This is a genomic window from Kribbella sp. ALI-6-A, from assembly GCF_001984195.1.
GTDB lineage: Bacteria > Actinomycetota > Actinomycetes > Propionibacteriales > Kribbellaceae > Kribbella.
On record NZ_MTQN01000007.1, the window covers coordinates 154,215 to 166,379 of the forward strand.

General features: G+C 69.4%; 12 protein-coding genes. 8 read left to right on the forward strand and 4 right to left on the reverse strand.

All coding sequences use genetic code 11. From position 1 onward, the window contains the following. Window positions 1-9: 9 nt before the first annotated feature. From BWI15_RS04735 to BWI15_RS04745, 3 genes are all read left to right on the forward strand, one after another. Window positions 10-1,089 carry a CE1758 family FMN-dependent luciferase-like monooxygenase gene (locus BWI15_RS04735; protein ID WP_077013047.1) on the forward strand — a complete coding sequence of 360 codons (1,080 nt, stop codon included), beginning with the start codon at window positions 10-12 and terminating at the stop codon, window positions 1,087-1,089. Next, entirely contained in the window at window positions 1,089-1,703 is a 615-nt protein-coding gene (locus tag BWI15_RS04740) for an FMN reductase (RefSeq protein ID WP_077013048.1), read from the forward strand. Before BWI15_RS04735 ends, BWI15_RS04740 begins: the two co-directional genes overlap by 1 nt. 97 nt (window positions 1,704-1,800) lie before the next feature. Beyond that, entirely contained in the window at window positions 1,801-2,820 is a 1,020-nt protein-coding gene (locus BWI15_RS04745) for an ABC transporter substrate-binding protein (protein ID WP_077013049.1), read from the forward strand. 40 nt (window positions 2,821-2,860) lie between these two features. Here BWI15_RS04745 and BWI15_RS04750 read toward each other — a convergent pair whose 3' ends face one another. Then, window positions 2,861-3,472 (reverse strand): hypothetical protein, encoded by a 612-nt coding sequence (locus tag BWI15_RS04750; protein ID WP_077013050.1) that lies wholly within the window; start codon window positions 3,470-3,472, stop codon window positions 2,861-2,863. Window positions 3,473-3,541: 69 nt separating this feature from the next. After that, complete coding sequence (locus BWI15_RS04755) at window positions 3,542-4,036, reverse strand: PaaI family thioesterase (RefSeq protein WP_077013051.1); 495 nt, start codon at window positions 4,034-4,036, stop codon at window positions 3,542-3,544. Between the two features lie 164 nt (window positions 4,037-4,200). On the opposite strand from BWI15_RS04755, the gene BWI15_RS04760 reads away from it, so the two are divergent. Further along, window positions 4,201-5,208 (forward strand): endonuclease/exonuclease/phosphatase family protein, encoded by a 1,008-nt coding sequence (locus tag BWI15_RS04760; RefSeq protein ID WP_077013052.1) that lies wholly within the window; start codon window positions 4,201-4,203, stop codon window positions 5,206-5,208. Between the two features lie 27 nt (window positions 5,209-5,235). Here BWI15_RS04760 and BWI15_RS04765 read toward each other — a convergent pair whose 3' ends face one another. Together BWI15_RS04765 and BWI15_RS04770 are read right to left on the reverse strand one after the other, a co-directional pair. Then, a complete protein-coding gene (locus BWI15_RS04765) occupies window positions 5,236-5,877 on the reverse strand; it encodes a response regulator (RefSeq protein WP_077013053.1) in 642 nt (213 codons plus the stop codon). After that, complete coding sequence (locus BWI15_RS04770; protein WP_143465401.1) at window positions 5,870-7,225, reverse strand: sensor histidine kinase; 1,356 nt, start codon at window positions 7,223-7,225, stop codon at window positions 5,870-5,872. Before BWI15_RS04770 ends, BWI15_RS04765 begins: the two co-directional genes overlap by 8 nt. A gap of 185 nt (window positions 7,226-7,410) precedes the next feature. Between BWI15_RS04770 and BWI15_RS04775 the strand changes: the two genes are divergently transcribed. From BWI15_RS04775 to BWI15_RS04790, 4 genes are all read left to right on the forward strand, one after another. Continuing rightward, window positions 7,411-9,090 (forward strand): sodium:solute symporter family protein, encoded by a 1,680-nt coding sequence (locus BWI15_RS04775; protein ID WP_077013055.1) that lies wholly within the window; start codon window positions 7,411-7,413, stop codon window positions 9,088-9,090. Window positions 9,091-9,109: 19 nt separating this feature from the next. Continuing rightward, a complete protein-coding gene (locus BWI15_RS04780; protein ID WP_077013056.1) occupies window positions 9,110-9,361 on the forward strand; it encodes a hypothetical protein in 252 nt (83 codons plus the stop codon). A gap of 103 nt (window positions 9,362-9,464) precedes the next feature. Next, entirely contained in the window at window positions 9,465-10,358 is an 894-nt protein-coding gene (locus BWI15_RS04785) for a hypothetical protein (protein ID WP_077013057.1), read from the forward strand. Further along, on the forward strand, window positions 10,358-12,133 hold the full coding sequence (locus tag BWI15_RS04790) for a GMC family oxidoreductase N-terminal domain-containing protein (protein ID WP_077013058.1): 1,776 nt from the start codon (window positions 10,358-10,360) through the stop codon (window positions 12,131-12,133). The genes BWI15_RS04785 and BWI15_RS04790 overlap by 1 nt, the downstream gene beginning before the upstream one ends. Window positions 12,134-12,165 lie beyond the last annotated feature (32 nt).

Genomic DNA, 12,165 nt, shown 5'->3' on the forward strand with positions numbered 1-12,165 from the left:
GCAGCCGGTATGCAGATCGGGATCTTCGGGGTGGGCGACGTCGCCAACGACCCCGTCACGGGGACAGCGGCGACCGAGGGCGGCCGGATCAAGGCCGTGGTCGAATACGCCCAGCGGGCCGAGGAGGTCGGGCTGGACGTGTTCGCGATCGGCGAGCACCACAACCCGCCGTTCATGCCGTCGTCGCCGACGACGCTGCTCGGGTACGTCGCGGCGCGGACCAGCCGGATCCAGCTGTCCACGTCGACGACGCTGATCACCACCAACGACCCGGTGAAGATCGCCGAGGACTACGCGATGCTGCAGCACCTCGCGGACGGCCGGGTCGACCTGATGATGGGGCGCGGCAACACCGGGCCGGTCTACCCGTGGTTCGGCAAGGACATCCGCGACGGCATCGGGCTGGCCGTCGAGAACTACGCGTTGCTGCGCCGGCTGTGGCGAGAAGACGTCGTCGACTGGGAGGGCAAGTTCCGCACGCCGCTGCAGGGCTTCACCGCGACGCCGCGGCCGCTGGACGGCGTACCGCCGTTCGTCTGGCACGGGTCGATCCGTAGCACCGAGATCGCCGAGCAGGCGGCGTTCTACGGCGACGGGTTCTTCCACAACAACCTGTTCTGGCCCAAGCGGCACGTGCGGCAGATGGTCGGCTTGTACAGGCGGCGGTTCGAGCACTACGGGCACGGTGCGGCCGACCAGGCGTACGTCGGGCTCGCGGCACAGCTGTTCGTCCGGAAGAACTCCCAGGACGCGATCCGCGACTTCCGGCCGTACTACGACGGCTCCGCGGCGTACGGCGGCGGCCCCTCGCTGGAGGAGACCAGCCGCGACACGGCGCTTCTGGTCGGCAGCCCGGAGCAGATCATCGAGCGGGTGCTGGAGTTCCGCGAGTACGCGGACGGCGACTACCAGCGGCAGCTGTTCAACGTGGACGGCATCGGGATCCCGCACCGGACCGTGCTGGAGCAGATCGACCAGCTCGGCGAGATCGCGCAGGTGCTGCGCAAGGAGTTCGCGGTCGGACGTCCGGCCCACGTGCCGGACGCGCCGACGCACCAGTCGCTGAAGGCGTCTGCGGAGGTGCGGTGATGGTTCGCAAGGTGGTTGTCCTGTCGGCCGGACTGCGCCAGCCGTCCTCGACCCGGTTGCTGGCCGACCGCCTGGCGGCGGCCGTCGTCCGGGAGCTCGGCGAGCTCGGCGCCGAGGTCGAACTCGAAGTGATCGAGGCGCGCGACCACGGCCACGACCTGGTGAACAACCTGCTGGTCGGCTATCCGTCGGAGGAGCTCGAGGCCGTGCTCGGCCGCGTCGCCGCCGCGGACGGGTTGATCGCGGTCACGCCGACGTTCAGTGCGTCGTACAACGGGCTGTTCAAGATGTTCGTCGACGTGCTCGACGACGAGGCGCTGGCCGGCAAACCGGTGCTGATCGGTGCGACCGGCGGTACCGGGCGGCACTCGATGGTGCTCGACCACGAGCTGCGGCCGTTGTTCAACTACCTGCGGGCCGACGTCGTGCCGACCGGTGTCTTCGCCGGGCCGGAGGACTGGGCGGCGGGGGAGGCGACCGAGCTCCCGCTCGTCCGGCGAATCGATCGCGCTGCCCAGCAGCTGGCGCGCGAGATCGTTCTGCGCGATCCGGTCAAGAGCGTCGACCCCTACGACGCACCGACGCCGTTCGCGCAGTTGCTGGCCGGCGACTAGCCGGCGGACAGGTGGAATCCGCAACCGGATGAGGGTTGCCTAACCAAACTCAGGTAATGTCCGCTACGGATCGACCGCCCGAGGAAAGGGACATGACATGAGGAGCCGATGGAGCGCCGCCGTCGCGGGACTCGCCGTGCTCGGCCTGGCACTGGCCGGCTGCGGCAGCGACGAGAAGTCGGCCGACACCGGCGTCGGCGACACCGAGGTGGCCACCGGCGGGCGGCTGTTCTCGACGGCTGACGCGGAGACGGCCAAGCTCGGCTCGGACGCCGCGGACGGCGCCTTCCCGCGCACGGTCAAGCACGCGCTCGGCGAGACCAAGCTGGACAAGAAGCCCGAGCGGGTTGTGGTCCTGGACAGCGGCGAGCTGGACGGCGTACTGGCGCTCGGCATGACGCCGGTCGGGATGGCCACCAACGCCGGGCAGAGCGGCGTGCCGAGCTACCTGGCTGGCAAGGCGCAGGGGATCCCGACCGTTGGTGGAGTGACCGAACTCAACCTCGAGGCGATCGCCAACCTGAAGCCCGACCTGATCCTGGGCAGCAAACTGCGGGCCAACGACCTGTACCCGAAGCTGAGCGCGATCGCGCCGACCGTGATGAGCATCCGGCCCGGGTTCCCGTGGAAGGAGGACTTCTTGCTGGTCGCGGACGCGCTCGGCGAGGAGGCCAAGGCGACCGGGCTGCTGAACGACTACCAGAAGCGCGCCACCGAGGTGAAGAGCAAGGTCCAGGGCTCGCCGACGATCTCGCTGGTCCGGTTCCGGCCAGGCGACATCCGGCTGTACGGCAACCTGTCGTTCATCGGCGTGATCCTCAAGGACATCGGCCTGCCGCGGCCCAAGGTGCAGGACATCCAGGAGCTCGCCCTGGAGATCTCGCAGGAGAACATCGGCCAGGCCGACGGCGACTGGATCTTCTACTCCAGCTACGGCAAGCCCGAGACGACCGCCGAGAACACGGTGGTCAACGGCACGCTGTGGAAGTCGCTGTCCGCCGTGAAGGCCGGTCACGTGGCGCGGGTCGACGACGAGGTCTGGTTCCTCGGGCTCGGACCGATCGGCGCCCAGGCCACGCTGAACGACCTGGAGAAGCTGCTCACCGCCAAGAGCTGACTCCCGTACGCCGGCCCGCCGCTTCGTCGGTGGGCCGGCCTCAGTCGGGGACGCGGCCTCGGTCGGTGACCGCGACGTGCGGGGCATACCGGCGTACGGCGGACTCCAGCTCTTCGAAGGACAGCGTCCGGGTGAGCAGCCCCCCGGGCCAGTCGCAGGACGGGCCCCAGTTCTTGGACAGCTTGGGCAGTTCGGCGTCCGGGACCTTCTGGACGACCAGGTACGACGACCAGGTCTCGTCCTCCTCCTCGCCGTGCACCTCGCGCCGCTCCACGCGGCAGATGCCGTGGACCTGGTCCCACGGCAGCTTCTGCGGCTGGTCGCCGCCGAGGTAGACGCCGTCGGCGTCGATCGCGAGCAGGATCTCCTCGCCGTCGTCCTCGTGCCGCGACTCCGCGGTCGTCACCCAACCGACGCCGAGCAGCACGGGGAGCCCGACCGCGAAGATCAGCGGCATCCCGCCGAGCGACAGCCAGACCGCCTCGAGCGGGCCGCGGATCGGCTGGTCGGTGGCCAGTGCGTACACGACGCAGCCGATGGTCAGTGCGACCATCAGCCCGAACACCACCAGGCCGACGTACAGCAGTCCCACCGGGCTCTCCCAGCGGCTCCGGCGCACCACGAACGAGGGCGGCGGCTCGGTCTGCGTCATACCCGCATTGTGAGCGCTGCCGGGGGCAGGCACCACCCTCGCGGGCGCGTCGGTCTCACTCCGTGACGATCAGGCGGAGCCCGGCCGCGGGCGGACCAGCAGCGTGCTGGTCGCCGTCGCGACCAGGTCCCCGGCCGCGGTCTTGACGTTGCCTTCGGCAAATATCACCGAGCGGCCGCCCTTCACCACCCAGCCGGTGCCGACCAGCTCGCCGGTGTCGGCGAACACCGGGCGCAGGTAGTTCACCTTGATCTCGACCGAGGTGTAGCCGACGCCGGTCGGCAGTGTGCTGTGCGCCGCGCAGCCGGTCACCGTGTCCAGCAGCGTGCAGACCAGCCCGCCGTGCACCATGCCGATCGGGTTGTACGTCGCGTGCGAGGGCTTGCAGCTGAACGCCACCTTGCCCAACTCCGCGCTCACCGGCCCGAACTGCATCAGCACCCCGATCGGTGGCGGCGGGATGATGCCGTCGATCAGCCCCTGCATGTACTCCAGGCCGCTGAGCGTCGCCGTCTCGGCCAGCACCTGCTCGGGATCGGTCCACTGGAACGTCTGTTCACCCATGGCCGCAGCGTAGACAGCGGCTGGTCATTTCGGTCGGGCGGTCCTCCGATCGGTGCGGCCTGGACCGGTGTGCGGGTGCGGTTCGTCGTTCGGACGGATGAATTACCCGCCGCTTACGTGTCCCGGGCTTTGGTCCGGACCGGCTGTCCGTAAGAATCGACGACATGCCGGACCGCCAGACCGCTCTCGCCAACCGTTCGCCGCGTACTGCCGCCCGCCGGCGTCGCGATGGTGGATCGCGCCGCGCCGGTGGCAAGTGGCGTCGCGGCAAGGTGATCGCCGTACTGGCCGTGCTGTCGGCGCTGCCGCTGCTCTTCCACCGCTACGTGCCGAACTCGATCGGCAACCTGGGCAGCCTGCTGGACACCTTCCTGCCGTGGGTCGGCCTCGCCGTCCCGGTGCTCGCTGTCGCCGCGCTGGTCCGCCGCTCGGCCACGGCCGGCGTCGCGCTGCTCGTGCCCGCGGTGGTGTGGGGGCTGATGTTCGGCCACCTGCTCATCCCGAACGGTTCCGGCGGCCCGCACGACCTGCGGGTGCTCTCGCACAACGTCGACGCGGCCAACCCCGACCCGGAGAAGACCGCGGCCGAGCTGCTCGCCGCCGACGCGGACGTGATCGCGCTGGAGGAGATCACCTCGGCCGACCTGAAGATCTACAAGCGCGAGTTCGCCGCGGCGTACCCGCACGTGGTCTCTCGCGGCACGGTCGCGCTGTGGTCGAAGTTCCCGGTCGAGGAGGGCAAGGCGGTCGACGTCGGCTTCGCCTGGACCCGCGCACTGCGCGCCGAGGTCAGTACGCCGGAGGGCAAGGTCGCCTTCTACGTCGCCCACCTGGCGTCGGTGCGGATCGGCACGAGCGGCTTCACCTCGAACCAGCGCAACGAGACGATCAAGCAGCTCGGCCAGCAGATCGCCGCCGAGAAGCGCGCCGGCGTCGTCGTCATGGGCGACTTCAACGGCACCGCGAACGACCGCAGCCTGGCCCCGATCACCGCCGGCCTGCGCTCGGCCCAGGGCGCGGCCGGCCAGGGCTTCGGCTTCACCTGGCCTTCGAAGTTCCCGATGGCGCGGATCGACCACATCATGGTCCGCGGCGTCACACCGACGAAGGCGTGGGTGATGGGTCCCACGGGGAGCGACCACCGGCCGGTCGTGGCGGAACTCACCATCTGACCTCCGTCCCCTGAGGGGGTCAGACGCTCAGGCTTCGGCGATGCCGTGGCGGTAGGCGTACCGGACGGCTTCGGCGCGGTGCCGGGCGCCGATCTTGGCGAAGGTGTTGTTGATGTGCGTCTTCACCGTCGCCTCGCCGATGAACAGCAGCTTGGCGATCTCGGTGTTGCTGAGCCCCTGGGCGATCAGCCGCAGTACTTCGGTCTCACGGGCGGTCAGGCCGTCCTTCGCCGCGGTCGGCGTGGGGGACAGGCCGGCGATCAGCCGACGGGAGACCTCGGGGTCGAACGTCGACTGTCCGGCGGCGGTTGCGCGCAGGGCTGCGCCGATCTCGACCCGCCCTGCGTCCTTGGTCAGGTAACCACGAGCGCCGGCGCGCAGGGCCTGCGCGATCGAGGTGTCGTCGGCGTACGTCGTCAGCACCAGTACGGCGACCTCGGGGTGATCCGCGGTCAGCCGGGCCGTCGCCCGCACGCCGTCGAGCACCGGCATCCGCAGGTCCATCAGTACGACGTCGGCATTGCCCTTGGCAACCAATTCGATCGCCTCGACGCCGTTCGCGGCGGCACCGGTCACCTCGATGCCGTCGAGCAGCCCGAGCAAGGCGACCAGCCCTTCGCGCACCACCTGCTGGTCGTCGGCCACCACCACGCGAATCCGCTCACTCATCGTCCACCTCCGCCAGCACCACCCAATCCTCCCCAACCGGCCCTGCCGACACCCTCCCACCCACCAAAGCCAACCGCTCCCGCATCCCAGCCAACCCGAACCCCGCCTCGCCCGCGGCTGCGCCGCGAGCATCGGCGGGGGAAGAGTGAGGGGCGGAAGCCGCGCCCTCGTCGGCGGGGCTGAGCGGTGCTGCATCCTCCGAGCTCCCGGCTTCGCCGTGGCCGGCTCTCGCGGCGCCGCCGTGGTCGCGCATGCCGACACCTCCGTGCCCGCGTCTCCCGGCTTCGCCGTCCTCCAACTTCCCGGCGTCATCGGGCTGCGCCGCGAACCCCAGGTGATTCCGCACCTGCAGGCGCACACCGGTACTCGAATACTCCAGTTCGACCTGGACCGCCTGGCCCGACGCATGCCGGGCCGCGTTCGTCAGCGACTCCCGGGCAGCCCCGAGCAGCGCGACGACCACGCCGGAGTCGAGCTGGCGCGTGTCGCCGGTGACAGTCAACCGGACAGGAGTGCGGTGGTCTTTCTGGTGCTGGTCGGTCAGGGCTTGGAGGGCGACCGGTAGGGCCGGGACGTTGTCCTGGCGGAGGGTGGCGACCGCGTTGCGGGCCTCGGTCAGGCCCTGGACGGCCAAGCGGCGGGAGCGGCGGATGCGGTCCAGGGCGGCCTGGCGGTCGTCGGCCTCGGCGAGCAGGGCTTCGGCTAGTTCGAGTTGCACGCTGAGGGCGCCGAGCGAATGCGCCAGTACGTCGTGCAGCTCGCGTGCGATGCGGCTGCGTTCGTCGAGGGCGGCGGCTCGGGCGTGTTCGCGCTGGGCGAGCATCGTCTGGTCGAGCAGCTCGGCGGTCTGCTGCGCGCGGAGTTCGTCGTACCGGCGGTTGAGGCCGAAGAGGACCAGGACGGCGGTCCACAGCAACTGGCTGAGGTACCAGCTCTGGGACCGGTCGAACCACTGTGCCGACAGGGCGTACGCGATCGCGCACCCGATGCCGACGGCAATGATCGGCTGGTTGCGGCGCAGCCTGGGCGTCCGGCGGAACGTCATCACGGTGAGGTCGGTGATCGAGACCAGCGCCAGCACCAGCGCGTTCGCGCCGGGCATGCCGGTCAGCGCCGCGGCGCTCAGCGTGGCGTACGCGAGCAGACCGAGCGCCCACACCTCGCGCGTGTCCATCAGGAAGGTGCCCGCCAGGAAACAGAGCAAACCGGTGCCCAGCACGGCCCAGGCCCACGGCTCGGCCGGATCCGCGGTGACCAACACCACGATCGTCACCACGCAGATCAACGGCCGGGCCAGCGGACCGCTCCAGCCGAGCAGTCCGGCTCCCGGTTCTCGCTTCCTCGTCAACAGCACTCCCGCCTCCGGTCCGCCGTCGATCGTCGCACGGGCACCCGGCCCGCGACGTGGCCCCGAGGGTGGAGATCGGGTGGAGAAAACGCCCGGCGCGGCTGAGCGGGTCTGTGGTTGCAAGCAGGAGTAACCTTCCTGACCGGTAACAAAAATCTTGCGTCATGTGACGATGCGGAGGCCGGATGCTCGCGCAAGAATCGGTCCTGAGGCTCGATGCCCAGGCGATCGACTACATCATCATCGCGTTGTACTTCGTGTTCGTACTCGGAATCGGGTACCTGGCCAAACGCGCCGTCTCGAACAGCCTCGACTTCTTCCTGTCCGGCCGGTCGCTGCCGGCCTGGGTGACCGGTCTGGCGTTCATCTCGGCCAACCTGGGCGCGATCGAGATCATGGGCATGTCCGCCAACGGCGCGCAGTACGGCATGCCGACCGTGCACTACTTCTGGATCGGCGCGATCCCCGCGATGCTCTTCCTGGGTGTCGTGATGATGCCGTTCTACTACGGCTCCAAGGTGCGCAGCGTGCCGGAGTTCATGCTGCGCCGGTTCGGCAAACCGGCGCACCTGGTGAACGCGATCAGCTTCGCGCTGGCCCAGGTCCTGATCGCGGGCGTGAACCTGTTCCTGCTCGCCACCATCGTCAACGTGCTGCTCGGCTGGCCGATCTGGATCTCCACGGTCGTTGCCGCGCTCATCGTTCTCAGCTACATCACGCTCGGTGGTCTGTCCGCGGCGATCTACAACGAGGTGCTGCAGTTCTTCGTGATCGTGGCCGCGCTGCTGCCGCTGACGCTGGTCGGCCTGCACAAGGTCGGCGGCTGGCAGGGGCTGGTCGACAAGGTCAGCGCCGGGCCGGGAGGCGCCGAGCAGCTCAGCGCCTGGCCGGGCAACGAGCTGAGCGGTTTCACCAACAGCACCCTGTCGGTGATCGGCCTGGTCTTCGGTCTCGGCTTCGTGCTCTCGTTCGGCTACTGGACAACGAACTTCGTCGAGGTCCAGCGGGCGATGGCCAGCAAGAACATGTCGGCGGCCCGGCGCACCCCGATCATCGGCTCGTTCCCGAAGATGTTCGTGCCGTTCATCGTGATCATCCCCGGCATGATCGCCGCGGTCGCCGTACCGGAGCTGCAGGCGGTCAAGGCCGGCACCGGCTCCGAGGTGACCTACAACGACGCGTTGCTGCTGCTGATGCGCGACCTGCTGCCCAACGGCATGCTCGGTCTGGCGATCACCGGTCTGCTGGCCTCGTTCATGGCCGGTATGGCGGCCAACCTCAGCTCGTTCAACACGGTGATGACCTACGACCTGATCGAGCGCTACGTGATCAAGGACCGCAGCGACGACTTCTACCTGCGGACCGGTCGCTGGGTGACCGTGATCGGCACGCTGGTGGCGATCGGTACGGCGGCGATCGCGGCCGGCTACAGCAACCTGATGGACTACCTGCAGCAGCTGTTCTCGTTCTTCAACGCGCCGCTGTTCGCCACCTTCATCCTCGGTATGTTCTGGAAGCGGATGACCGCGACGGCGGGCTGGGTCGGCCTGGTCTCCGGTACGGCGACCGCCGTGGTCGTCTTCGTGCTGTCCGAGACCGGCGTGATCGACCTGCCGGGCCAGGGCGCGAGCTTCGTCGGCGCCGGTGCGGCGTTCGTGGTCGACATCCTGCTCAGCGTCGTGATCAGCTTGATGACCAGGCCGAAGACCGACGAGGAACTCAAGGGGCTGGTGTACTCGCTGACCCCGAAGGCCGACCGGACCGAGGCGGCCCAAGAGGGAGACCACGGCTGGTACCGCAAGCCGACTCTGCTGGCAGGGATCTCGCTGGCGATGGTCGTCGTGCTGAACATCGTCTTCGGCTGACCCGGAAAGGAACGAGAAGATGGCAGACAAGCAGAAAGCCGGAGCGTTCGACATCCGGGTGGTGATCGCGGCGCTGATCGGTGTGTACGGCCTGGTGCTGACGATTCTCGGCATCATTGCCGACCCGGCCGAGGTGGCGAAGGCCGACGGCCTGAACATCAACCTGTGGGGCGGCATCGGGATGCTCGTCTTCGCAGCGCTGTTCGTGCTCTGGTCCAGGCTGCGCCCGATCGTCGTACCGGCCGACCCGGACAAGACTCCGGCTGACTGAGCAGTGACCTCCGGCGTTGGTGGTCGTTGTAAGACCACTAGCGCCGGTGGTCCTTCGCGGTGGGACGCCGGTCGCGCCCCCGTTCCGCCGCGAAGGACCACGTATGCCTGCAGATCCGTTGTCCCGCCGGGCCTTCCTGGCCCGGATCGGAGTGCTCGGCGCGGCCCTGGGCGGAGGCGGCCTGCTGGCGCGCGGTCTGCTCGCGCCGGCCGACGCCGCCACCGGTAACCCGCTGCTGCCGCCGGCCGTCGACCTGATCCGTCCGGTGCTGGCCGAGCTGGCCCGGGACACGCTGAACGGCCTGACCGTGTTCGCGATGCCCGGCCCGGACGCCTACTCCCGCACGCAAGGCACCCCGAGCAGTACGCCGGGGGCGCTGGAAGCGCGCGCCACCGACTTCATGATCGAGGCGCTGGACAACTTCGTCCCGTTCCCCGACGCGATCGCGCAGCCGATCAGCGCCGCGCTGGTCACCGGTCTGGCCGGCAGCGGGATCGCACTGCCCGGGCTCGAACTGCTGCCGCCCGAGCTGCGCCGGCTGGACCGCGCGCTGGCGGCGTACCTGCAAAGCGACGAGGCGATCCCGCTGTCGTTCCCGATCGCCGGGCTGCTCAACCTGATGGCCACGCAGGTCAACCCGCTCGCGGTCAGCGGCCCGCACCTGTCGCCCTTCGCCCGGCTCACCTACGCCGAGAAGGCGGCCGCGTTCGCGCTGATCGAGAAGACCGACGCCGACCTGGTCGCGCTGCTCGACGTGCACTTCCCCGAGCCGTTGAAGGAGTCGGTCTCCGGGCTGCTCAAGTTCGTCGGCGGTGCGCTGATCGAGTTCGCCACCTTCGGCGCCTACAGCGAGTACGGCGTACTCGACAAGGCCACCAGGACCCTGCGCGCGCGTCCGGTTGGCTGGACCCTGTCGGGTTACCAGCCGGACGGCCCGGTCGAGGGCTGGGACGACTTCATCGGTTACTACCAGGGACGCAAGGAGGTGCACGACTGATGCGCGACGTGATCGTGATCGGGGCCGGCGGTGGGGGCCCGGTGGTGGCCAAGGAGCTCGCCGCGAAAGGGCTCGACGTCCTGATGCTGGAGGCCGGTCCGCGGCACGCGAAGCCGCGGGAGGAGTGGAGCACCTTCGAGGAGGACGCGAACAACCCGCTGTCGGGTTACTTCCGGCTCGGTCCGGGCGACCGCAGCAAACCGGCCTGGTACCGGGAGTGGCCGCAGAACTCGTTCGTCTGGCAGCTGTCCGGGGTCGGCGGCACGACGCAGCACTTCTACGGCAACTATCCGCGTGCCTATCCCGGCGTCTTCAAAGGCTACGACGGTGCCGACCGCAACGAGTACGACGTGCAGCACCGGTTCCCGTTCACCTACTCCGAACTCGTGCCGTACTTCGAGTGGGTCGAGGCGACGATGCCGGTGAGAACCGCGGCGATGGGCACCAAGGAGCAGATGTTCTTCAAGGGCGCCGAGACGCTCGGGCTGCCGGTGCAGACCACCAAGACCACGCACCGGCCGTCGTACCGGCCGCAGGAGAACGCGATCCTGCAGCCGGGCGGCACGGCGGGCAAGACGTCGGACAAGAACCTGCTGAGCTACCCGCAGGCCACCGGCTGCACGTTCTGCGGTTACTGCTTCCAGGGCTGCATGCGGCCGAAGGGGGCCCCGCGCAACCAGTTCGCGAAGCGCTCGACCGACAACAGCTACGTGCCGATGGCGTTGACCGCCAACGTCTGGGCCCGCGGCGGCAAGCCGATCGAGCTGATCGCCGACGCCTACGTGACCCGCGTGCACAGCGAACGGCGTAACGGCGAGCTGACCGCGACCGGCGTCACCTGGCGGGACAACGTGACCGGCGAGGAGCACCGGGAAGACGCTCGTGTCGTGGTGATGGCGGGCGGCTGCACCGAGAACCCGCGGCTGTGGTTCAACAGCGGCCTGCCGAACCCGAACGGCTGGGTCGGCCGCGGCTACACCGACCACTTCTTCGACTGGATGATCGGCTCGTTCGACGACTACACCGGCAACCCGAAGGGCGTCGGGTCCAGCGCGCGGCTGGACTTCCCGCCGTACGGGGGACTGGAGAACGTCGGCCTGCCGCCGGCGCTGAACGCGTTCTCCGGCACGCTGTCGGACAGCGGGATCCGCGGCCAGTACAAGAACGGGCGCGGCAAGACCGGGCCGTGGGACGGGCCGGCCGGGCGGGTGATGGGTCCGGAGCTGAAGGAGCTGATGGCCGGCGGGCTCGACCACCTGCTGACCGTGCTGGTGATCACCGACGACGACGTGGAGGCGCAGAACCGGGTCACCCTGTCGGCGCTGCCGGCCGACGAGAACGGGCCGATCCCGAAGGTCACCTTCAAGCAGCGCCAGCGGACCAAGCGCACGCTGCGCAACCGCGAGTTCATGGCCCGCAAGGCCGCCGAGCTGCTGCGCGGCGCGGGCGCGAAGAAGGTCTACCGGATCGACTGGGCGCCGCTGATCCTGCACGTCCAGTCGTCGATGCGGATGGGGGAGTCCGAGCGGACGTCGGTGCTCGACGCGCGCGGCGAGGCACGGGCGGTGAAGCGGCTGTTCGTCGCCGACAACTCCGCGCTGGCCAACGGGCTCGGCGGGCCGAACCCGACGCTGACCAGCCAGGCGGTGGCCACCCGGACCGCGGAGAAGATCTTCCAGACCTACTTCGGCGGCGATCCCTGGGTCCGGTCGGAGTCGCCGGTGGTGTCCACCGATCCGCGGATCAGCGTGCGGCTGGGGCAGCTCGGGCTCTGAGTGCATGTCCGTCTCGCGAACATCGGCGTCCG